Raw genomic sequence first — 21,974 nt, 5'->3', positions numbered from 1 at the left:
GGGGTTTTCCCTCGTCGCCCTCGTCCCCGCTCCCGTGGAAGGATGGCGCAACCCACACATAACGAGGAGATGACCGCGTGCCTGGCACAAACCTGACTCGCGAAGAGGCACAGCAGCGGGCGAAGCTGCTCACCGTTGACTCGTACGAGATCGCTCTCGACCTCTCCGGCGCGCAGGAGGGCGGTACCTACCGGTCCGTGACCACGGTGCGCTTCGACGTCGCCGAAACCGGCGTCGAATCCTTCATCGACCTGGTGGCCCCGGCGGTCCACGAGGTCACCCTCAACGGTGATCCGCTGGATCCCGCCGAGGTCTTCGCCGACTCCCGGATCGCGCTGCCCGGCCTGCTGGAGGGCCGTAACGTCCTCCGTGTCGTCGCCGACTGCGCGTACACCAACACGGGTGAAGGTCTGCACCGGTTCGTCGACCCCGTCGACGAGCAGGCGTACCTCTACACCCAGTTCGAGGTGCCGGACGCCCGCCGGGTCTTCGCCTCCTTCGAGCAGCCCGACCTGAAGGCGACCTTCCAGTTCACCGTGAAGGCGCCGACCGGCTGGACGGTCGTCTCGAACTCGCCGACGCCCGAGCCCAAGGACGACACCTGGGTCTTCGAGCCGACGCCCCGCATCTCGTCGTACATCACCGCCCTGATCGTGGGCCCGTACCACTCGGTGCACAGCGTGTACGAGAAGGACGGCCAGTCGGTGCCGCTGGGCATCTACTGCCGTCCCTCGCTCGCCGAGTTCCTCGACTCGGACGCGATCTTCGAGGTGACCCGGCAGGGCTTCGACTGGTTCCAGGAGAAGTTCGACTACGCCTACCCGTTCACCAAGTACGACCAGCTGTTCGTGCCGGAGTTCAACGCGGGCGCGATGGAGAACGCGGGCGCGGTGACCATCCGCGACCAGTACGTCTTCCGGTCCAAGGTGACCGACGCGGCGTACGAGACGCGCAGCGAGACCATCCTGCACGAGCTGGCCCACATGTGGTTCGGCGACCTGGTCACCATGGAGTGGTGGAACGACCTGTGGCTGAACGAGTCGTTCGCCACCTACACCTCCATCGCCTGCCAGGCGTACGCCCCCGGGTCGCGCTGGCCGCACTCGTGGACAACGTTCGCCAACTCCATGAAGACCTGGGCGTACCGGCAGGACCAGCTGCCCTCCACCCACCCGATCATGGCCGAGATCCGCGACCTGGACGACGTGCTCGTCAACTTCGACGGCATCACGTACGCCAAGGGTGCGAGCGTCCTGAAGCAGCTGGTCGCGTACGTCGGCATGGACGAGTTCTTCAAGGGCGTGCAGGCGTACTTCAAGCGGCACGCGTTCGGCAACACGCGCCTGTCCGACCTGCTGGGCGCCCTGGAGGAGACCTCGGGGCGTGACCTGAGCACCTGGTCGCAGAAGTGGCTGCAGACGGCCGGCATCAACATCCTGCGCCCGGAGGTGGAGACGGACGCCGATGGTGTCGTCACCTCCTTCGCCATCCGCCAGGAGGCCCCGGCGCTGCCCGCCGGCGCGAAGGGCGAGCCGACGCTGCGTCCGCACCGGATCGCGGTCGGCCTGTACGACCTCGACGAGGCGACCGGCAAGCTGGTCCGCACCGACCGGATCGAGCTGGACGTGGACGGCGAGCTGACGGCCGTACCGCAGCTGGCCGGCCGCGCCCGTCCGGCGGTGTTCCTGCTCAACGACGACGACCTGTCGTACGCCAAGGTCCGCCTGGACGAGCGGTCGCTGCACTTCGTCACCGAGCACCTCGGCGACTTCGAGTCCTCGCTGCCCCGCGCGCTGTGCTGGGCGTCGGCCTGGGACATGACCCGGGACGCGGAACTCCCCACCCGTGAGTACCTGTCCCTCGTGCTGTCCGGCATCGGCAAGGAGTCGGACATCGGTGTCGTCCAGTCCCTGCACCGCCAGGTGAAGCTGGCCATCGAGCTGTACGCCGACCCGGCCGCCCGCGAGGCCCTGCTCACCCGCTGGACCGACGCCACGCTGGCCCACCTGCGGTCCGCCGCGCCGGCGAGCGACCACCAGCTGGCCTGGGCGCGCGCCTTCGCGGCCACCGCCCGCACGCCGGAGCAGCTGGACCTCCTGGACAGCCTGCTGGAGGGCACCCACACCATCGAGGGCCTGGCCGTCGACACCGAACTGCGCTGGGCGTTCGTGGAGCGGCTGGCGGCGGTCGGCCGTTTCGACGAGGCGGAGATCGCGGGCGAGTACGAGCGGGACAGGACCGCCGCCGGCGAGCGCCACGCGGCCACCGCCCGCGCCGCCCGTCCGACCGAGGAGGCGAAGGCGGAGGCGTGGGCGTCGGTCATCGACTCCGACAAGCTGCCGAACGCCGTGCAGGAGGCGGTGATCGGCGGCTTCGTCCAGACCGACCAGCGTGAGCTGCTGGCGCCGTACACCGACAAGTACTTCGAGATCCTGAAGTCGGTGTGGGACTCCCGCTCGCACGAGATCGCCCAGCAGATCGCGATCGGCCTCTACCCGTCCCTCCAGGTCTCCCAGGAGACCCTCGCCAGGACGGACGCCTGGCTGGCCGCGGCCCAGCCGAACGCGGCCCTGGCCCGGCTCGTCTCGGAGTCCCGCGCGGGCGTCGAGCGCGCCCTGAAGGCCCAGGCGGCGGACGCGGCCGCCCAGTAGGCGACACCTCGTCGGGGCGCCCGGTGGGATCTCCACCGGGCGCCCCGCCCTATGCGCGAAGTACCCATCACCCAGGACGAGTTGAGTATCCGTGCTCACGCCCGGGGCGGCTGCGCGTTGCGAGTATCGACGCACCGGCGCGGCAGAGAGCGCCGGGTCCATTCGGCTGAGACAGCCTGAGCCAGCCTGAACCAGTTACGGAGAACTCGCCATGTCCCGTCGTATCGCCCTGTCCGTGGTCGCCGGTGTCGTCGTGCTCGGAGGTGCCGGGGCCTTCGCCCTCGCCTACGCCGGCGACCAGGACCCGTCGCCCGCCCTGGCGCACAGCACCGTCCGCTACACCGCCCCCGACGGCGGCCGGGACGGCTCGCTCTCCTTCACCACCGAGGTCACCGCGCCCTCCGGCGTCAAGAACCTGAAGGTGCTGGCCTGGCCGGAGAAGTCCGAGTTCGCGAAGAAGCCGCTGACCGCCAAGGACATGGCCGAGGTGGCGTCCGCGACCTGCACGCCGGCCGGCGGCCACACCGTCCGGTGCGTCTACAAGGGCGGGATGACCGCCGCCGACATCGCGTCCTCCCCGCACGGCGCCTGGCACATCGCCGTGCTCGCCACGGCGAAGGACGGCCACACCACCCTCGACACCAAGGCCGCGGGCTTCACCCTCGCGTGAACCGGTCACCCGACGTGGGTGGACAGCGCCTTCTCGATGTCCGGCGCCCGGGCGTCCTCGCCAGCCCAGGCCACGTATCCGTCGGGGCGCACCAGAACGGTCGTACGACGGCCGCTCCGCCACTGCGCCACGGCCAGCCGGCCGGCGTACCGCGTGCCCGTGTCGTACGGGTCCGGACCCGGGGTGACGAGGACGAACCGGCCGCCGCGCAGCGCCTCGTACAGGCGGCAGCCGTCGGCCGAGACGCCGGCCGAGGTGCCTGCCGAGGTGCCTGCCGAGGTGCCTGCCGAGGTGCCTGCCGAGGTGCCTGCCGAGGTGCCGGCCAGGGCGAGGTCGGGAGCCCGGGTGCCGGTGAGACGGTGGGCGCCCCGCGGTGCGGGGTAGCGGTAGCCGATGCCGGTGATCTGGCCGATGATCCTGCGGCGGACCGGGCCGGCGTGGCCCAGCGCGCGGATGAGCACGCTCCGCGCCGCCAGCAGCGGGCCCCTGGCCATCGCGAGGCGGACCAGGGCGCCGCTGCTGCGCAGGACGGACCTGCCGACCGGGTGGCGTTCGCTCTGGTAGGTGTCGAGCAGACCGGGGTCCGCGTGGCCGTGCAGCACGGCGGCGAGCTTCCAGCCCAGGTTGGCCGCGTCCTGCAGGCCGGTGTTCATGCCCTGGCCGCCTGCCGGGGTGTGCACGTGCGCCGCGTCGCCGGCCAGGAAGACCCGGCCGACCCGGTAGCTGGGCACCTGGCGCTCGTCGCTGTGGAAGCGGGACATCCAGCGGGCGTCGTGCATCCCGTAGTCCTTGCCCAGGGCCAGCCGGGTGATCTCCCTGACCTCGTCGAGGCCGACCGGCTCGTGGTCGGGGACGTCGCGGTCGCGCTGCCAGCAGATGACGCGGTAGTAGCCGTCGCCGAAGGGCGCCAGGAACGCGAACGCGTCGCCGACCGCGGCGGCCGTCAGCAGTGTCGGGGGCTTCTCGGCGAGCAGCACGTCGGCGAGGACGACGGACCGGATCGCCGACCTCCCCGGGAACGGCAGCCCGACCGCCTCCCGCACGGCACTGCGCATCCCGTCGGCGCCCACCACGTACGCGGCGCGCAGGTCCTCGCCGCCCCTGACGTGCACGGTGACACCGGCCGCGTCCTGGGTCAGGCCGGTCACCTCGGACTCGTTGCGGAAGTCGACGCCGGCCTCGGCCGCCCGGCGCTCCAGCACCTTCTCGACCTCGTACTGCGGGAGGACGAGGACATGCCGGAAACGGGAGGGCAGGGTGCCGAGGTCGAGGTTGAAACGGCCGAAGAGGCTGAACCGGGAGAGAGGCTCGCCGACGGCTTCGAGTTCGTCGGCGAGGCCCCGCGCGTCGAGCTGCTCCAGGGCGCGGGCGTGCAGGGCGAAGGCGCGGGAGAGGTTGCTGATCTTGTGAGGGCGCTTTTCGAGGAGGGTGACCGGGATGCCGGCGGCGGCGAGGTCACCGGCCAGGAGGAGGCCGGTGGGGCCGGAGCCGACGACGATCACACGGGAGGTTTCGGAGCCGAGGGCGGGGGCCGGGCCGGTGGTTCCGGGGGTGCCGTTCGTGCCGTTCGTGCCGTTCATGGGGGCCTCCTGGATGTGGATGCCTGCACTCGTCCGCCAACGGGTGTTGATCAGCGTTCACTGATCAACGATCGTTGACCAACACCTGTTGACCAACACCTGTTGGCCAACGCTTGTTGACAAGCCTAGGCCAGACCGATTCCGCGGTCAACACTTGTTGGCCCACACTTGTTGACCCACAATTGTTGGCCTACGCTCGTTGGCATGACCGGCACCCCCAGTAGAAGCACGGATTCCGCGAACGGCCCGGCGGCGCGCCGCTCCGACGCCAGCCGCTCCGCCATCCTGGCCGCCGCCCGCGAACGCTTCGCAGCCGACGGCTACGAGCGCGCCACCATCCGCGCCATCGCCAAGGACGCCCGCATCGACCCCTCGATGGTCATGCGCTACTTCGGCAGCAAGGACGGCCTCTTCGCGGCCGCCGTCACGCTCGACCTGCGGATGACCGACGTGTCCCAGGTGCCGCCCACCGAGGTCGGGCGGGCGCTGGTGGGCCACTTCCTGGACATCTGGGAGGCGAACGAGGAGCTCACCGCGGTGCTGCGGGTCGCCGTCACCAACAAGGCGGGGGCCGAGCGCCTGCAGGGCATCTTCCGGGACCAGGTGGTACCGGTGGCCCAGCGGGTGTGCCCGGACCCCGAGCAGGTGGCGACGCGGGCGGGGCTGTGCGCCGCGCAGCTGATGGGGCTCGCGCTGACCCGGTACGTGGTGCGGCTGCCGCCGGTCGTGGCGCTGGCCCGCGAGGAGATCGAGGCGTGGCTCGGGCCGACCGTGCAGCGGTATCTGACCGCGCCGAGCCCCTGAGCGACGCGCCCTGCGGAATGCGCCGAGGGCGCCGGTCAGCTCCCGTACGTGCGGTACGTACGGAAGGCGACCGGCGCCCTCGGTGGAGAAGCGGGTGTCAGGCCTTCGCCTTGGCCTTCGAGCCCGGCTTGATGACCCGGACCTTGGACTTGTCCAGCACCATCACCAGGCCGGCGATGACCGCGAACAGCACGAGCGGGGTCAGGACGTAGAGACCGAGCGTCTGGACGACGCTCAGGCCCTTGCCGGGATCGTCACCGTCGTCACGCGTGAGCGCGAGGGCGGGCGACGACATGAGCAGCATCATCAGCGTCGTACCGGCAGCCAGGGCGCCGGCGCGCAGGGCGTTCTTCTTGTCCACGAACCCAAAGTTAGCGGGCCGACTTGGGGGGCGCGCGCCCGGGGGTACCTGTACCGGCCGCCGCGGGCTGCGGTGACCGTCCCGGGGGCCGCCGCCCGCGCGCCCCCGCTTCGAGCCGAAGGGGGATGCGCGGGCGGCAGCCCCCTCACACCGCGGACGGGCGGTCGGTGTGCAGGGTCCGGAACAGCGCGCGCACCCGCTCCGAAGCCGTCAGCTCCTCCAGGGTCACCGGGCGGCCCTTCGCGTCGGCGATCGGGAGGCGCCAGTTCGGGTACTGGTCCCAGGTGCCGGGGAGGTTCTGGGGGCGGCGGTCGCCGACGGTGTCCGGGAGCCAGACGCCGATCATGCGGGCCGGGGTGCGGAGCAGGAAGCGGTGGACGGCCCGGATCTCGGCCTCCTCGTCGCCGGTGTCGGCGGCGGCGAGCAGGCCCAGGCGGGTCAGCAGGGCCAGCCACTCCGCGGTGTCGGCCGCCGCTTCGGCCCGTTCCTCCGCCAGCGGGCGGGTGAGCAGGCCGAGGCGGTCGCGGAGTTCGACGTGCTCGCCGGTGAGACGGGCCGCGGTGGGCGGCAGGTCGTGGGTGGTGGCGGTGGCGAGGCAGTCGGCGCGCCAGCGTGCCGGGGGCAGCGGGCGGCCGTCGCCGTCCCAGTCCCGTTCGAACCAGAGCACGGAGGTGCCGAGCACCCCGCGCCGCTCCAGCGTCTCGCGCACCCCCGGCTCCACGGTGCCCAGGTCCTCCCCGATCACCACCGCTCCGGCCCGGGTCGCCTCCAGGGCCAGCAGGGCGAGCATGGCCTCGGCGTCGTAGCGGACGTAGGTGCCCTCGGTGGGCGGGCTGCCCTGCGGCACCCACCACAGCCGGAACAGGCCCATCACATGGTCGATGCGCAGGGCTCCGGCGTACCGGAAGAGGGCGCGCAGGAGTTCGCGGAACGGGGCATGGCCGCCGGCGGCGAGGCGGTCGGGGCGCCAGGGCGGCAGGCCCCAGTCCTGGCCGCGGGCGTTGAAGGCGTCGGGCGGAGCGCCGACGGACATCCCGGCGGCGAAGTAGTCCTGCTGGGCCCAGGCGTCGGCGCCCGCGGGGTGCACGCCGACGGCGAGGTCGTGCACGATCCCGACCGGCATGCCGGCCTCGCGGGCGGCGCGCTGGGCGGCGGTGAGCTGGGTGACGGTGAGCCAGGCGAGGCGGGAGTGGAAGCCGACCCGGTCGGCCAGCTCGGCGCGGGCGCGGGCGGTCTCCGGTGAGCGGGGGTCGCGCAGCGCCTGCGGCCAGCGGTGCCAGTCGGAGCCGTGCCGCTCGGCGAGCGCGTACCAGGTGGCGTGGTCCTCCAGGGCCTGTCCCTCCGCGGCGCGGAAGGCGTCGTAGGCGGCCTGCCGAGCGGGGGCGAGCGGTGCGGCGGCCGCCTCCTCCAGCGCCTCCCGCTTCAGCTCCCACACGGCGTCCCGGTCGATGAGGCCGCCCTGGTCGAGGACGGCGGAGCGCAGTCCTTCGGCACGGTCCGTGACGGCGGGGGCCGCGGTGTACTCGGGGACGGCCTCCGGCCGCAGGTGCACCGGGTCGGGGAAGCGGCGGGAGGAGGGGCGGTAGGGGGACGGGTCGGTCGGGGCTCCGGGTACGGCCGCGTGCAACGGGTTGACCTGCACGAACCCGGCGCCCGCGGTGCGTCCGGCCCACTCGGCCAGCTCGGCGAGGTCCCCGAGGTCGCCCATGCCCCAGGAGCGGCGGGACAGGAGCGAGTAGAGCTGGACGAGGATTCCGTACGAGCGGACGGCGGGGGTGGGCAGCCGGTCGGGGGCGACGACCAGGTGGGCGCGGGCGGTGCGGCCGTCCGGGGCGGCGGCGGTCAGCAGGTGCACCCCGAGCGGCAGACCCGCCACGTCGTCCCGGGTCTCCCCGTCCTCCGTCCGCACCTCCAGGCGGGTGCCGGCGGGCAGGCCGAGGGCGATCTCGCCGGTGCCCGCCCAGTGGACGACCGTCGGCGGCAGCAGCCGTTCGGCGAGTTCCCGCTCCCGGTCAGCGAGGGCGGTGCGGACGGCGTCCGGGCCGCTCGCGTCGACGCCCAGGGCGCCCAGCGCGGCGGTCACGGCACCGGCGGAGGCGGCGACCGTACGGTCCGGGGCGGGGCTGTAGGAGGTGGCGACGCCGTGCAGCTCCGCGAGCCGGCACAGCCCCGGGTCCAGGGCTTCGTTCATCTACAACCCCGGCTCGCTGGTCAGCGGGGCCGCGTCGGCGAGCGGCGGTTCGCTGGTGAGGGGCTCGGCGTCGGGCAGCGGCGGCTCACTGGTCAGCGGGGCCTGCGCGCACGCCCCCTCGGCGCTGAACACGCACAGGTGGGGCCCCTCCTGGGTCTCCACCGGGGGTTTGAACTGGGCCGGGATCGGATGATGCACCGTTGCGGCCACGGCGGCCTCCTCGTCCTGACGTCGGTTACGGCGGCGATTGCCGGGTCAGAGGAGCCCTACCCCGTCGTCGCGAGGGCACGCGTGACGGCCGGGCCCCGCCCCCGCGAACCGACCGCGTCCGGGTGATCGATAGAGACGGTGTGAGACTGTTCCGCCCCATGGGGGGCCGCTGGGAGAACGACGACACGCACGCGGACGCGGGCGGTGACGCCAGCGGCGACGCGGTGCTGCTGCGGGCCGTCGCCGCCGGGGACGCCTCGGCGCTGGCCGAGTTGTACGACCGGCACGCGGGGTGGCTGCATGCCCGGCTGACCCGGCGCTGCGCCGACCCCGAGGTCGTACGGGAGGTGCTCCAGGACACCTTCGTCACCGTCTGGCGCTCGGCGGCCGGGCACCGCGGGCAGCAGGCCGGCGGCTGGCTGTGGACGATCGCGGCCCGCCGCCTGGTGGACGCCCGCCGGGTGCAGGAGCGGGCGGCACGGGTGGAGACCCTGCCCGCGCCGGCCGCCGTCGCCCCGTCGGCGGAGGACCGGGTCCTCACCGCCCTGGAGTACGGCGACGTGGGCACCGCCCTCGACCGGATCTCCCCCGAACTGCGCGAGGTGCTCCGGGCGACGGTCGTCGACGGCCTGAGCACCCGGGAGGCCGCCCGCCTGCTCGGCATACCCGAGGGCACGGTCAAGTCCCGAGCCCTCAGGGCAAGGGCCGAACTCCGCGCGGCCCTGACCCAGCTGAACCCCTCACCGACAGGAGGCCCGGCATGACGACACCCTGGCACGCCTCCGAGGACCTCACCCTGCGCTACGCCGACGGCTCCCTGCCGGAGGCGGACGCCTGGTCCCTGGAGAAACACCTGGAGACCTGCACCGCCTGCGCGACCCGAGTCTCGACGGCGGTGCGAAACACACCGGCGGGACTGGTCCTCGACGAGGTACGCGACTTGATCCTGACGGCCACTGCAACGCGCCCCAAGGGGGCGCGGGGCTCTGACATGTGCGGCTCCGCCGCGTGGGCGCGACCAGCCCCCACCGGCCGGCACCTGACGACTCACCTCAAACCCACCCTCTGGTCCCTCGGCCCCGCCCTACGAGGAACCTGGCTCCTCGCCCTCCTCACCGTCGTCGTCGGCGCCCTCCTCCTGAACCGGGCCGCCGGCTACGAAGCCACCCGCACCCTCCTCCTCACCCTCGCCCCGGTGATCCCCGTGGCCGGCGTCGCCCTCTCCTACGGCCCGCACGCCGACCCCCTGCACGAGATCACCGCGGCCACCCCCTCCGGCGGCCTCCGCCTCGCCCTCACCCGCACCGCCGCCGTCCTCGGCCTCAGCCTCCCCGCCCTGACCCTCACCGGCGCCGCGCTGCCCGCCTCGGGCGCGCCCGGCGCCGCCGCCTGGCTGCTGCCGGCGCTGGCCCTGACCCTCGGCTCCCTGACGCTCGCGTCCTACGTCGGCTGCCGTACCGCGACCGCGGTGACCGGCGGCGGCTGGCTGGCCGCCGTCCTCGTCCCGGCGTTCGCCGCGCACGGCGGGAGCCTCACCGCACGGCTGGCCGGCCGGCTGGCCGTCTGCTTCGACGGCGCGCAGCCCGGCTGGGCCGCGGCCGCCGCCGTGTGCGCCGTCCTGCTGGCCGTCCGCCGGGACGCCTACGACCACCTGGAGAACCGTTGAGCATACGAGTGACCGGCCTGCGCGTCCGGCACCGCAGGACCGTCGCCCTGGACTCGGTCGACCTCGCACTCGGCACGGGTGTGCACGGGCTGCTGGGCCCGAACGGCGCCGGGAAGACCTCGCTGATCAGGGTGCTGGCGACGGTCGCCGGGCCGTCCGCCGGCCGGGTGGAGCTGCTAGGCCGGGACACCGCGGAGCACCGCGCCCTGGGCGAGGTCCGTGGCCGGCTGGGTTATCTGCCGCAGGAGTTCGGCTACTACCCGGGGTTCACCGTGCGGGAGTTCGTGTCGTACGTGGCCTGGCTGAAGGAGATGCCCGCCGCCCGGACCCCCGCCGCGGTCGAGCGGGCGGTGGCCCGGGTCGGGCTCGCCGACCGCGCGGACCGGAAGATCCGGACGCTGTCGGGAGGCATGGTCCGCCGGGTCGGCATCGCGCAGGCGATCGTCAACGCGCCGGAGGTCCTGCTGCTCGACGAGCCGACCGCCGGACTGGACCCCGAACAACGCGTGGAGTTCCGGGAGTTGCTGCGCGAGCTGGGCGCCTCGGCGACCGTGGTCGTCTCGACCCACCTGGTGGAGGACGTGGCGGCGGCCTGCACGGAGGTCACCCTCCTGGACTCGGGCCGGGTCGCCTACCGGGGGACACCGGACACCCTCACCGCCCTCGGCGAGACGTCCGACGGCCCCGGCGACCATCCGATCGAGCGCGGCTACACGGCGGCCCTGCGCGCCCACCGCGCGACGGAGGTACTGCGATGAGCGTCCTGGCGGAGGCGAAGGCGCCCCTCCTCGTGGAGGCCCGCCGGGGCTTCGCCCCCTGGGCCGGTCTCACCGTGCTGCTGACGCTGGGCGTGCTGCTGGCCGCCTCGGCCGACCGGTGGCAGGGCGGCTGGGCGGAGACGGCCGCGCAGCTGCACGACGCCGTGCTGATCACCGTCCCGGCGGCCGCGGCGGCGGGCTGCTGGCAGGGCGGCCGGGAACGGCGGCGCCGTACGGAGGAGCTGTGGGGGACGGTCGTACGGCCGCCGCTGTCCCGTCTCCTGGTGTCCGCGCTGCCGGTGGCCCTCTGGGTGGCCGCGGGGTACGCGGTCGCGGCGGGGCTGGCGCTGCTCGCGACCTGGCCGTACGCCCAGGGGCCCCTGGGGGACGGTCCGCGCCTGGCCCGGATGGCGGCCGACGCCTTCGTGTCGGGGGCCGCGGTGGCGGCCGGTCATGTGGTGGGGCGGCTGGTGCCCTCGCGGCTCGCGGCGCCGCTGCTGGCGACGGCCGGGTATGCGGGGCTGGGGGTGACGGCGACGGCGCACGAGGGGGCCGGGCAGTCGCTGAACCCCGCGTTCCAGGTCCTGGCGACCTGGGTGCCGGTGTGGTGGCAGCCGGCGGCGACGGCGGTGTGGGCCGGAGGTCTGGCGGGGGCGGCCGTACTGGCGTACGCGGCCCGGCGCCGGTGGACGGCCCTGCTGCCGCTGACCGCCGCGACCGCCGCGGGCGTGCTGCTCGTGCAGACCGGGGACGGGCTGTGGCACACCGACCCGCTGGCCGACCGGCAGGTGTGCGACACGTCCGTCACCCCGGCGGTGTGTGTGAACGCCCGGTTCGCGGACGCGCTGCCGCAGGTCGGCGCGGCACTGTCGGGGGTGACGGGGAAGCTGGCGGGCGTACGGAACCTGCCGGTGCGCTGGGAGGACCGGGACGGGAAGGCGGGCCGCGACGAGGCGTCGCTGCCGTCGCTGACCCCGCTGGGCTGGTCGTTCGTGCGGGGGCGGCTGACGGATCCGGCCGGGTTCGCGTGGCAGGCGGTGGGGGCGCTGGGGCTGAGCGGCGACTGTCCGGACGACCCGGACGGCGGCCTTGACGACCGGATCGCCGTGGCCGACGACGCCGTCGAGAACTACCTCGCGCCCGACCCCGCCCAGCAGTACTTCGACAGCCTCGACGCCGGGTCCGACGCCCGGCGGCGCGCCGCACTGACCGCGCGCCGCGCCGCCCGGGCCCGCCTGCTGGCGATGGACGAGGAGGAGCGCCGGACCTGGCTGTCGGCGTACTTCGCGGCCCGCGCCGACTGCAGGCCGAAGGAGGTGCCGGCCCTGTGACGACCGCCGGTCAGGTGCTCTACGCGCGCTCCCGCGCGCTTCCCGCCACCCTTGTCGCGCTCGCCGGGACGGCCGCCTTCGCGGTCTGGGCGGCGGCCCGTCTCGACAGTTACCTCGACCCCGACCGCCGGGTGCCGGTGGTCGCGCTGGCCCCGCTGCTGGCGGCCGCGGTGATCGGGGTGAGCCTGTCCTCGCCCTCCGACGAACTGGACCGGACGGCCGTGCGGCCGTGGTGGCCGCGGCGGCTGGCGCAGCTGGCCGGGCTCACCGCGCTCGCGGCCGTGCTGCTGCCGGTGGCGGTGCTGGGGCATCCGGAGACCTTCGGGCCGCCGGCCATGATCCGCAACACACTGGGCTGTACGGGTGTCACGGCGGCCGCGGCCGCGCTGCTCGGGGCCCGGCTGAGCTGGCTGCCGGCCTTCGGTTACGTCAGTGCCGTGTATCTGGGCTCGGCGGGGGCGCACGGAAGCGCGGTGACGGTGTGGGCGTGGCCGGTGCAACCGGGGGCGCAACCGGGCGCCTGGGCGGCGGCGCTGGGGGCGTTTGCGGTGGGCGGTGCGCTGTTCGTCGTACGGGGCGCGCGTGCCGAAGGGCCCCGTGGCTGAGCGGGCAGCCACGGGGTATGCGAAGGCCCGGACCGTCAGGCGGAGATGCCGTCGATCCGGGCCAGAGCGTCGTCCGCGCCGTACGGTTGCAAGTACGGCAGCCAGCGCGGGTCCCTATGGCCGGTCCCGATGATGCGCCAGGCCAGGCCGGTGGGTGGGGCTGGTTTGTGCCGCAGCCGCCAGCCGATCTCGAAGAGATGGCGGTCGGCCTTGACGTGGTTGCAGCGGCGGCAGGACGCCACCACGTTGTCCCAGACGTGCTGACCCCCGCGGCTGCGCGGGATGACGTGGTCGACGCTGGTTGCGACGCCACCGCAGTACATGCACCGGCCCCCGTCGCGCGCGAAGAGCGCCCTGCGGGTGAGAGGAACGGGCCCCCGGTAGGGAACCCGTACGAATCGCTTGAGCCGGACCACGCTGGGTGCGGAGACTGTGACGGTTGCGCTGTGCATATAGGCGCCGGATTCCTCCAAGGCGACTGCCTTGTTCTCCAGGACGAGGACGAGCGCGCGGCGGAGCGGTACGACGCCGAGCGGCTCGTACGACGCGTTGAGGACCAGGACATGCGGCACGGGGGCCTCCTTGGGCGTCGGCGGCGCGTGGCTCGCGCCGGGACGATCTGTGGTCAGTCTCCCCTCCTGCCTGGTGGACGCGCCACCATCTCCCGGTAACGGGCTGGGAGTGTTTTCGACCACACCGCATTCATCCCCCGGTTGTACCCCTTTTCAAGCGGGCCTGTTCAAGCGGGAGCAGCCGGCCTGTCCAACCGGGAGTAAGGAGCCGGCGTGAGGACGGTCTCTCCTTCTCGTATCGGCGGGGCCCACACACAATGCCCCGTTAGTGTGGTGTTCCTGCCCGTCCGGTGACCTTTCCGTGACCTTGAACGCCGTACGTGACCCTGAACGCCGTACCGGAGGGCAGTAGCGCACCGCCTGGAGGTACCCGCCGTGTCCTTGCCCGCCGTCCTACCGGCCGCCGGTTCGTCGCCGTCGCCGACCCCCTCGGAGTCGCCGACCACGACCGTCCCCACGCTCCAGGACGCCCAGGAGAGCGCCGCCCACACGGCCAGCTGGGTCGAGCAGAACTGGTCGACCTGGCTGGCGATCGGGCTGAAGGTGCTGCTGGTCGTGGTGATCGCGGTGGTGCTCAGAAAGGCCGTGCTGCGGGCGATAACCAAGTTCATCGACCGGATGAACCGGACGGCCGAGTCGGCGGAGGGCACCACCCTCGGCGGGCTGCTGGTCAACGCCGAGCGGCGGCGGCAGCGCTCGCAGGCGATCGGGTCGGTGCTGCGGTCGGTGGCGAGCTTCCTGATCCTCGGCACGGCCGCGCTGATGGTGCTGAGCAGCTTCCAGATCGACCTGGCCCCGTTGCTGGCCTCCGCCGGTGTCGCCGGTGTCGCGATCGGTTTCGGCGCCCGGAACCTGGTCACGGACTTCCTGTCCGGCGTGTTCATGATCCTTGAGGACCAGTACGGCGTCGGCGACTCGATCGACGCGGGGGTGGCCTCCGGCGAGGTCGTCGAGGTCGGCCTGCGGGTGACCAAGCTGCGCGGCGCCGACGGCGAGATCTGGTACGTCCGCAACGGCGAGATCAAGCGCATCGGCAATCTCTCGCAGGGCTGGGCCACGGCCGGCGTCGACGTCACCCTGCGGCCCAGCGAGGACCTGGACCGGGTGCGGGCCACCCTGGACGAGGTCGCCGAGAAGATGTCCAAGGAGGAGCCCTGGAACGAGCTCCTGTGGGGCCCGATCCAGATCCTCGGCCTGGACTCGGTGCTCATCGACTCGATGGTCGTCCGGCTCTCCGCCAAGACCATGCCGGGCAAGGCGCTGACCGTGGAGCGCGAGCTGCGCTGGCGGATCAAGCGGGCCTTCGACGCGGCGGACATCCGGATCGTCGGCGGTGTGCCGACGGGCCTCTCGGAGGAGGAGCCGCCGGATCCGACGGCGGCCGTGGCCGCCCCGTCGGCGTTCGCCGACTCGGACTCGCCGCAGGTGGCGGCGACGACGCCGATCGCTTCACAGCGGTCGTCGGCGGCAGGGAAGTAGCGGAACGGTTCAGCACACTCGTTCGAGTGAACGGTGGGGCATTCCGGCGTCTTACGACGTCCGGGGTGCCCCACGCTTTCGGTCGTGAACACCGACCGCCGCCCTGCGGAGCCGGACCTCCTCGCCCGCATGGAGCCGGTCCGGCTCTTGGCGGCCTACGAGGCGGCCTCCCCCATGCCTGTACGCCCCGAGTTCCTCGAAGGCCGGGCCTGCGTACCGCAGTCACCACCGGATCATGGGCACAACAGTACGGTCATGACCCTGCTCGTCCAGTTCCGCTCGGCGGGAGTCCGGCACGCCGGCACCGGCAACGGATACCGGTTCGCCGACAGCACCGGTGAAACCACAGCGCTGCTCATCCCCGACCTGTATGTAAAGCACCGCAAGCCGACCGGCTCGGACGAGTCTCATTACCTCAGGTACCCGGGCTGGTACCCCGGCGACCTGCTCGCCCTCGTCGGTGAGGTCACCTCCACCAACCACGAAACGGACACCGGTCCCAAGTTCCGCACCTACGCCGCCGCGGGCATCCCGGTCTACGTCCTCATCGACCGCCACACGAAGTCCGCCCACTGCTACACCGACCCGGTCCTCCCCGGCGACGACCCCACCGAGGCCTACTACAAGACCGACGAGAAGGTGAACCTCGGCGACCCGCTCCCCCTCCCCGCCCCCTACCCCGCCCTCGACACGGCCCCCTTCCTCGACGACTGAGCGGCCCCCGGCTCAACGCCCTTCGAGCGTGCCCGCTATCCGGCAGAGCGCGGTGAACGCGGCGCCCCGGAAGAGGCCGCTCTCAAGGTTTCCGGAAGTACGGACCTCTATGCGGGCCTCGCCCGAGGTGTCGTCGTAGGCGACCGAGGCCTCGACGGACACCCGGGAGCGGTAAGGGTGCCAGCGGAAGCGGACCGGGTTGCCGTCGGCGAGGTCCGACACCTGGCGCGCCGCTGCCAGCTCGGCGCGGATGCGGTCGATCGGGATGCCGGTGACGGTGTGGGCCTGGGTGTCGTCCAGCACCTTCTCGGTGGCCTCGACGCCCAGGCCGCGCGCCCGGCGCACCAGCGAACCGGTCCGCCAGCCGGCCCACAGCAGCGAGAGCACGATCCAGGCCAGCGGGTACCCGGCCATGGCACGCGCGACCGTCGTCCAGGAGAAGCCCTCGTCGAAGATGCACAGCGTGAGGATCGGCACGGCAAAGTCGCCCAAGGCGCTGCGCGACAGCCGTACGAACAACCGCCTTCGAGGGGTCATGATCAGTCGCCGTTCTCCTGGTCGGTGTTGGCATCCCAGAGCAGGAAACTGCGAGAAGAGGACCTGCGACCTGCAGCGACGGACATCGTGACGCAGCCGTGATCACAAACCGGCCGTCGGCCGGATTCAGACGGTCTTCACAGGCCCCCCGCATTCTCCGCGCGTCGATGATGATCTAGGGTCGCCCCACTACGGGCCCTTGTTCTGGAGCGCGACGTCGCCCCGGGGCCCGTCTCGAATGTGGGGATACATGAGAAAGCTCGCCATAGGCACCGCCCTGTCCGGTGCCCTGGCCCTGGCCGGCATCGCGGCGCCCGCCGCCTCCGCGGCCACTCCGAACCTGGTCTTCTCCGACGTGACCGTGAACAAGGGCAAGGCCATCGTCGTCGGCACCACCAAGACGGTGACCGTGCCGGTGACGTACACCCTGACCCGGCCCGCCGACCTGGTCATCGACAACAAGAAGACGTTCGCCGCGGTGATGCTCTACCGCGGCACGCTGAAGTCCCTCGACAACGAGCTGGACCCGGAAGTCATGCCCACCTGCACGACGACCGCCACCACGGACACCACGGTCACCGAGAGCTGCTCCGAGAACATCCCGGCCGACCCCGAGTACCTGTACGAGGCCGCGGACGCCACCACGTGGAAGGCCGCGGGCCTGTACGCCCACATCGACGGCACCGTCTCGGACGACTTCCTCAGCTCCGAGACCGACGTGGCCATCTGGGGCAACCTCGGCACCGCCAAGGTGCAGCGCGCGGCCAAGCTGACCGCCGACGCCTCGCCGGAGCCGGTGGCCAAGGGGAAGACGATCACCGTCAAGGGGAAGCTGACCCGGGCCGACTGGGACGCCATGGCGTACAAGGGCTACTCGGGACAGAAGGCCGTCCTGCAGTTCCGCGCCGCGGGCAGCAACACGTACACGAACGTGAAGGGGATCACCTCCGGCACGGGCGGCTCCCTGTCCACCACGGTGAAGGCGTCGAAGAGCGGCTACTACCGGTACGTCTTCGCGGGTACGACGACCACCGCGGCGGCGACGGCCACCGGTGACTACATCCAGGTGAAGTAACGGTCCTGCGCTGAGACCGTCCACACACCACAGGGCCCGTCCGGATCTTCCGGGCGGGCCCTTGGCATGCCCAAGCCCAGGTAACGACTGCATTGCCGCCCCGGCGGGCTATTGACGCTCTCCTTCCGGCGGCTTACGTTTTCCAGCCAACAGGAAACTTTCCTAACAGTGATCAAGGAACGGGCGGCTCAGGTGGTCCACCCGGGTGGACCGATCGTCCGCGTCACTGGGAAACTGAGCGGCTGGAAAGGCAGGTGTCGAAACCCATGGCAGGAACCGCCGGTACGCCGGGCACCCCGCGCGTGCTGCGCGCCATGAACGACCGCGCCGCACTGGACCTGCTGCTGGAGCACGGCCCGCTGTCCCGCACCCGGATCGGCAAGCTGACCGGCCTCTCCAAGCCGACCGCGTCCCAGCTGCTGGCCCGCCTGGAGGCGGCCGGGCTGGTGCTGGCGACCGGCACCAGCGAGGGCCGGCCGGGCCCCAACGCCCAGCTGTACTCGGTGAACCCGCGCGCGGCCCACGCCGCCGGGCTTGACGTCAACCCGGGCCGGATCCGGGCCGCCGTCGCCGACGTCACCGGCCGCACCGTCGGCGAGTACGAGCTGCCGACCCCCGGCCGGCGCTCCGCGCAGTCCGTCGTACGGCAGGTCACCGACGCCCTGGACGGCGCCGTGAAGGCGGCCGGGCTGGCCCGGGACGACGTCCGCCGGGTCGTGATCGGCACGCCCGGCGCCTTCGACCCCAACACCGGCCGGCTGCGGTACGCCTCGCACCTGCCCGGCTGGCACTCCCCCGCACTGCTCGACGAACTCGCCGCCGCGCTGCCGATGCCGGTCGAGTACGAGAACGACGTCAACCTCGCCGCCATCGCCGAACAGCGGCTCGGCGCGGCCCGGGGCCACAACGACTTCGTGCTGCTGTGGAACCAGGAGGGCCTCGGTGCCGCCCTGGTCCTCGGCGGCCGGCTGCACCGCGGCTGGACCGGCGGCGCCGGCGAGGTCGGCTTCCTGCCGGTGCCGGGCACCCCGCTGGTCCGCCAGGTCACCAAGGCCAACAGCGGTGGCTACCAGGAACTCGCCGGTTCGCAGGCCGTGCCCCGGCTGGCGCGCGAGCTGGGCATCGATGACCTGCCGGCCGGGCCGTACGACGAGGCGGCCGCCGAACTCGTCGCCCGCGCCGCCGACCACGCCACCGGCCCCTACCACCAGCTGCTCCGGACCTACGCGACCCGGCTGGCCACCGGTCTCGCCTCCCTCGTCTCCGTCCTCGACCCCGAACTCGTCGTCCTCAGCGGCACCGCCCTGACCGCCGGCGGCGAGGTGCTGCGCGCCCTCGTCCAGGCCGAACTGGAGGAGCTGGCGGCCGCCCGGCCGCGGCTCGTCGTCGGCGACGTCCGCGAACACCCCGTGCTGCGCGGCGCGCTGGAGAGCGCGCTCGCGACCACCCGTGACGAGGTCTTCGACACCTCGCGCTGAGCCCCTGCCCGTTCCTGCCTCCTCACCCGCTTCACCCGCCTCACCCTCAGCTTCCCGCACTGCCGTTCCCTTCCCACACCGCCCGCCCCGGGAGACCTCGCCATGCCCATACCCTCCGCTGCCCGAAAGACGGCTTTTGCCCTGACCGCGGCCGCCAGTTCGCTGGCCCTGCTCACCGCCTGTACCGGCCAGTCCTCCTCCGGAGCCGACGACGACGCCTCCGCGAACACCACCATCAACTTCTGGCACGCCTGGAGCGCCCCGAACGAGGTGAAGGCGGTCAACGCGCTGATCGCCGGCTTCGAGAAGGCGCACCCCAACATCCACGTCAACGTCGTCAGCAACATGACCGACGACAAGATCAACCAGGCGCTGCGCAGCGGCGGCGACAAGGCCCCGGACGTCATCTCCTCGTTCACCACCAACAACGTGGGCAAGTTCTGCTCCTCGGGCGCGCTGGTCGACCTGAACCCGTTCTTCAAGAAGTCCGGCATCGACCCGGAGACGACGTTCCCGAAGGCGATGAACGAGTACACCCAGTACGACGGCAACCGCTGTTCGGCTCCGCTGCTGGGTGACGCGTACGGCCTCTACTACAACAAGACGGCGTTCAAGGCGGCCGGTATCGCGAACCCGCCGAAGACGTGGACCGAATTCAAGGCGGACGCCAAGAAACTGACGATCGCCCAGGGCGACAGCTACAAGCAGCTCGGTTTCATGCCGGACTACCACGGCTGGGAGACCACGACCGAGCACTACGCGGCGCAGTTCTCGCCGACGTACTTCACGGCCGACGGAAAGTCGAACGTCGCCAAGGACCCCGCTTTCACCGAGGCGTTCACGCTGCAGAAGGACCTTGTCGACGAACTCGGCGGATTCCAGAAGCTGGAGAAGTACCGGGCGACGCTGGGCGACGAGTGGGGCGACAAGCACCCCTTCCAGACCGGCCAGGTCGCCATGCAGCTCGACGGCGAGTGGCGGCTCGGCATGGCCCTGGACGCCAAGACGAAGTTCGACATCGGCGTCGCCCCGCTGCCCGTTCCGGACGACCAGGTCGCGCAGTATGGCAAGGGCTACATCACCGGCACGATCGCCGGTATCGCCGCGAACAGCAAGAAGCAGAACGCGGCCTGGGAGTTCGTCAAGTACATCACCACGGACACGGACGCGGTGGTGAACTTCTCCAACGCCATCCACAACGTGCCGTCCACGCTGGCCGCCCTGAAGTCGCCGAAGCTGAAGTACGACCCGCGCTTCAAGACCTTCCTGGACATCGCCGCCAACCCGAACTCGACGACGTCTCCCGCCTCCATCAACGGCGGTGTGTACCTGGCGACGATCCAGAACTTCGGATACGACTACGAGAGCGGCAAGGTCAAGGACCTCAAGTCCGGCCTGGGGGACACGGCCAAGCAGATCGACACGGACATCGCGCAGGCGAAGTAGCGATGAGCACCATCACCCTGGCGTCGAAGCGCCGCAGGTCGGCGCTTCGGACGGTTGCCTTCATGTCGCCCTGGCTGATCGGGTTCGCGGTGTTCTTCGCGTACCCGCTGATCTCCACGGTCTATTTCTCCTTCATGCACTACGACGGCTTCAAACCGCCGACGTGGACCGGCACGAAGAACTGGACGTACGTCTTCGAGCACTATCCCTACTTCTGGCCCGCGTTGCGCAACACCCTGTGGCTGGTGGTCGTGATGGTGTCGCTCCGGGTGGTCTTCGGACTCGGCGTCGGCATGCTCATCACGAAGATCAAGACGGGTACGGGGGTCTTCCGCACCCTCTTCTACCTGCCCTACCTGGCCCCGCCGGTCGCGGCGACCATGGCCTTCGCGTTCCTTCTCAACCCCGGTACCGGGCCGGTCAACTCGATCCTCGAAAAGGTCGGCATCCCGGCCCCGGGCTGGTTCAACGACCCCACCTGGTCCAAGCCGGCCCTGACGCTGCTGGCCCTGTGGGGCGTCGGCGACCTGATGGTCATCTTCATGGCCGCGCTGCTCGACGTGCCGACGGAGCAGTACGAGGCGGCGGAGCTGGACGGCGCCTCCGCGTGGCAGCGCTTCCGGTACGTCACCCTCCCGAACATCTCGCCGATCGTGATGTTCGCGGTCGTCACGGGTGTCATCCAGACGATGCAGTACTACACGCAGCCGCTCATCGCCGGAAAGGTCGCCTCGGGCGTGATCCAGGGCGCGGGCACGCAGTTCGAGCCCGGCTATCCGGAGAAATCGACGCTCACCCTCCCCCAGCTCGTCTACAACCTCGGCTTCCAGCGCTTCGACTACGGCTCCGCGTGTGTCGTCGCCCTCGTCCTCTTCGTCCTGTCCATGGCGTTCACCGCGATCCTGATGCGGCGCCGGGGCGGTCTCATCCAGGCAGGTGACTGACGATGACCCAAGTGCTGGACCGGCCGGCGGAGCTGAAGGCCCCGGTGTCGGAGGCCGAACGCACCGCCCGCCGCAAGGCGTTGCTGAACTGGGTGGCGGTGCACTCCCTCGGCGTCGCCGCCGCCCTGTTCTTCACCCTGCCCTTCGTGTTCGTGTTCCTGACCTCGCTGATGAGCGACAGCCAGGCGCTGAGCCGGGACCTGATCCCGCACACCTGGGAGTGGGGCAACTACAAGAAGGTGTTCGACACCCCGGGCTTCCTGACGTGGTGGAAGAACACCCTGATCTACGCCGGACTCGGCACCGTCCTGACCGTCGTGTCGTCGCTCCCGGTGGCGTACGCGCTCGCGAAGTTCCGTTTCCGGGGCCGCAATCTGTCCCTGATGCTGGTGATCTCGATGATGATGCTGCCGCCGCAGGTGGTCATCATCCCGATGTACCTCTTCTGGGCGAAGCAGCTGGACCTCTCCGGCACCCTGTGGCCGCTGATCGTGCCGATGGCGTTCGGCGACGCGTTCTCCATCTTCCTGCTGCGCCAGTTCCTGATGACGATCCCGAACGAGTACCTGGACGCGGCGAAGGTGGACGGCTGCGGGGACCTCAGGACGCTGCTGCGGGTGGTGATCCCGATGGCGAAGCCGGGCATCGCCGCCGTCGCCCTCTTCCAGTTCTTCTACGCCTGGAACGACTACTTCGGCCCCCAGATCTACGCCTCGGAGAACCCGGGCGCCTGGACCCTCTCCTACGGCCTGGAGTCGTTCAAGGGCATGCACCACACCGACTGGAACCTGACCATGGCCGCGACCGTGCTGGTCATGGCCCCCGTGATCCTCGTCTTCTTCTTCGCCCAGAAAGCGTTCGTCGAGGGCGTCACGCTCACCGGAGTGAAGGGTTAACCCGTA

At 71.8% G+C, this 21,974-nt stretch carries 21 protein-coding genes; 15 read left to right on the top strand and 6 right to left on the bottom strand.

Annotated features, from left to right (window positions below; translation table 11 throughout):
- Positions 1 to 77 precede the first annotated feature (77 nt).
- Positions 78 to 2,651, top strand: a complete 2,574-nt coding sequence (pepN, locus tag SSP29_RS48770; RefSeq protein ID WP_089107469.1) for an aminopeptidase N — start codon at positions 78 to 80, stop codon at positions 2,649 to 2,651.
- 211 nt (positions 2,652 to 2,862) lie between these two features.
- The gene (locus tag SSP29_RS48765) at positions 2,863 to 3,321 is read left to right on the top strand and encodes a DUF5707 domain-containing protein (protein WP_089107468.1); all 459 of its coding nucleotides are present in this window, start codon (positions 2,863 to 2,865) and stop codon (positions 3,319 to 3,321) included.
- A 5-nt stretch (positions 3,322 to 3,326) separates the two neighbouring features.
- Here SSP29_RS48765 and SSP29_RS48760 read toward each other — a convergent pair whose 3' ends face one another.
- Positions 3,327 to 4,901: an FAD-dependent monooxygenase gene (locus SSP29_RS48760; protein ID WP_089107467.1), complete on the bottom strand. Its 1,575-nt coding sequence runs from the start codon at positions 4,899 to 4,901 to the stop codon at positions 3,327 to 3,329.
- Between the two features lie 204 nt (positions 4,902 to 5,105).
- On the opposite strand from SSP29_RS48760, the gene SSP29_RS48755 reads away from it, so the two are divergent.
- Positions 5,106 to 5,705: a TetR/AcrR family transcriptional regulator gene (locus SSP29_RS48755; protein ID WP_089107466.1), complete on the top strand. Its 600-nt coding sequence runs from the start codon at positions 5,106 to 5,108 to the stop codon at positions 5,703 to 5,705.
- Positions 5,706 to 5,802: 97 nt separating this feature from the next.
- Here SSP29_RS48755 and SSP29_RS48750 read toward each other — a convergent pair whose 3' ends face one another.
- The 3 genes from SSP29_RS48750 to SSP29_RS48740 form a co-directional block, all read right to left on the bottom strand.
- Positions 5,803 to 6,066 (bottom strand): hypothetical protein, encoded by a 264-nt coding sequence (locus tag SSP29_RS48750; protein WP_089107465.1) that lies wholly within the window; start codon positions 6,064 to 6,066, stop codon positions 5,803 to 5,805.
- A gap of 145 nt (positions 6,067 to 6,211) precedes the next feature.
- Positions 6,212 to 8,257, bottom strand: coding sequence for a 4-alpha-glucanotransferase (malQ, locus tag SSP29_RS48745; RefSeq protein ID WP_089107464.1), 2,046 nt, complete (start codon positions 8,255 to 8,257; stop codon positions 6,212 to 6,214).
- Positions 8,258 to 8,467, bottom strand: coding sequence for a hypothetical protein (locus SSP29_RS48740; protein ID WP_089107463.1), 210 nt, complete (start codon positions 8,465 to 8,467; stop codon positions 8,258 to 8,260).
- A 158-nt stretch (positions 8,468 to 8,625) separates the two neighbouring features.
- Between SSP29_RS48740 and SSP29_RS48735 the strand changes: the two genes are divergently transcribed.
- From SSP29_RS48735 to SSP29_RS48715, 5 genes are read left to right on the top strand one after another with little or no spacing between them, the layout of a single operon-like run.
- Positions 8,626 to 9,231 carry an RNA polymerase sigma factor gene (locus tag SSP29_RS48735; protein ID WP_089107462.1) on the top strand — a complete coding sequence of 202 codons (606 nt, stop codon included), beginning with the start codon at positions 8,626 to 8,628 and terminating at the stop codon, positions 9,229 to 9,231.
- Entirely contained in the window at positions 9,228 to 10,133 is a 906-nt protein-coding gene (locus SSP29_RS48730) for a zf-HC2 domain-containing protein (protein WP_089107461.1), read from the top strand. The genes SSP29_RS48735 and SSP29_RS48730 overlap by 4 nt, the downstream gene beginning before the upstream one ends.
- Before the next feature lie 8 nt (positions 10,134 to 10,141).
- Positions 10,142 to 10,891, top strand: coding sequence for an ABC transporter ATP-binding protein (locus SSP29_RS58020; RefSeq protein ID WP_089107460.1), 750 nt, complete (start codon positions 10,142 to 10,144; stop codon positions 10,889 to 10,891).
- Positions 10,888 to 12,222 (top strand): hypothetical protein, encoded by a 1,335-nt coding sequence (locus tag SSP29_RS48720; RefSeq protein WP_089107459.1) that lies wholly within the window; start codon positions 10,888 to 10,890, stop codon positions 12,220 to 12,222. Before SSP29_RS58020 ends, SSP29_RS48720 begins: the two co-directional genes overlap by 4 nt.
- The gene (locus SSP29_RS48715; RefSeq protein WP_150136415.1) at positions 12,219 to 12,827 is read left to right on the top strand and encodes a hypothetical protein; all 609 of its coding nucleotides are present in this window, start codon (positions 12,219 to 12,221) and stop codon (positions 12,825 to 12,827) included. The genes SSP29_RS48720 and SSP29_RS48715 overlap by 4 nt, the downstream gene beginning before the upstream one ends.
- A gap of 35 nt (positions 12,828 to 12,862) precedes the next feature.
- Here SSP29_RS48715 and SSP29_RS48710 read toward each other — a convergent pair whose 3' ends face one another.
- A complete protein-coding gene (locus SSP29_RS48710) occupies positions 12,863 to 13,399 on the bottom strand; it encodes an HNH endonuclease (protein WP_089107458.1) in 537 nt (178 codons plus the stop codon).
- Between the two features lie 375 nt (positions 13,400 to 13,774).
- Here SSP29_RS48710 and SSP29_RS48705 point away from each other — a divergent pair, with 375 nt between their 5' ends.
- Positions 13,775 to 14,878, top strand: a complete 1,104-nt coding sequence (locus SSP29_RS48705; RefSeq protein WP_089107457.1) for a mechanosensitive ion channel family protein — start codon at positions 13,775 to 13,777, stop codon at positions 14,876 to 14,878.
- 84 nt (positions 14,879 to 14,962) lie between these two features.
- Positions 14,963 to 15,592, top strand: coding sequence for a Uma2 family endonuclease (locus SSP29_RS48700; protein ID WP_150136414.1), 630 nt, complete (start codon positions 14,963 to 14,965; stop codon positions 15,590 to 15,592).
- Positions 15,593 to 15,604: 12 nt separating this feature from the next.
- Here SSP29_RS48700 and SSP29_RS48695 read toward each other — a convergent pair whose 3' ends face one another.
- Entirely contained in the window at positions 15,605 to 16,129 is a 525-nt protein-coding gene (locus tag SSP29_RS48695) for a hypothetical protein (protein WP_145969071.1), read from the bottom strand.
- 250 nt (positions 16,130 to 16,379) lie between these two features.
- On the opposite strand from SSP29_RS48695, the gene SSP29_RS48690 reads away from it, so the two are divergent.
- The 5 genes from SSP29_RS48690 to SSP29_RS48670 all read left to right on the top strand — a co-directional run bounded on the left by SSP29_RS48690 (position 16,380) and on the right by SSP29_RS48670 (position 21,968).
- Positions 16,380 to 17,204 carry a hypothetical protein gene (locus SSP29_RS48690; RefSeq protein ID WP_089107455.1) on the top strand — a complete coding sequence of 275 codons (825 nt, stop codon included), beginning with the start codon at positions 16,380 to 16,382 and terminating at the stop codon, positions 17,202 to 17,204.
- A 266-nt stretch (positions 17,205 to 17,470) separates the two neighbouring features.
- Complete coding sequence (locus SSP29_RS48685) at positions 17,471 to 18,682, top strand: ROK family transcriptional regulator (RefSeq protein ID WP_089107454.1); 1,212 nt, start codon at positions 17,471 to 17,473, stop codon at positions 18,680 to 18,682.
- A 102-nt stretch (positions 18,683 to 18,784) separates the two neighbouring features.
- Positions 18,785 to 20,128 (top strand): ABC transporter substrate-binding protein, encoded by a 1,344-nt coding sequence (locus SSP29_RS48680; RefSeq protein WP_089107453.1) that lies wholly within the window; start codon positions 18,785 to 18,787, stop codon positions 20,126 to 20,128.
- Between the two features lie 2 nt (positions 20,129 to 20,130).
- The gene (locus SSP29_RS48675) at positions 20,131 to 21,072 is read left to right on the top strand and encodes a carbohydrate ABC transporter permease (RefSeq protein ID WP_089107452.1); all 942 of its coding nucleotides are present in this window, start codon (positions 20,131 to 20,133) and stop codon (positions 21,070 to 21,072) included.
- A 2-nt stretch (positions 21,073 to 21,074) separates the two neighbouring features.
- The gene (locus SSP29_RS48670; protein WP_089107451.1) at positions 21,075 to 21,968 is read left to right on the top strand and encodes a carbohydrate ABC transporter permease; all 894 of its coding nucleotides are present in this window, start codon (positions 21,075 to 21,077) and stop codon (positions 21,966 to 21,968) included.
- Positions 21,969 to 21,974: the final 6 nt, after the last annotated feature.

The sequence above is a fragment of the Streptomyces hyaluromycini genome (assembly GCF_002217755.1).
Lineage (GTDB): Bacteria > Actinomycetota > Actinomycetes > Streptomycetales > Streptomycetaceae > Streptomyces > Streptomyces hyaluromycini.
The sequence above is the reverse complement of the archived record's forward strand: the minus strand, read 5'-3'. Positions and strand labels throughout refer to the sequence as shown.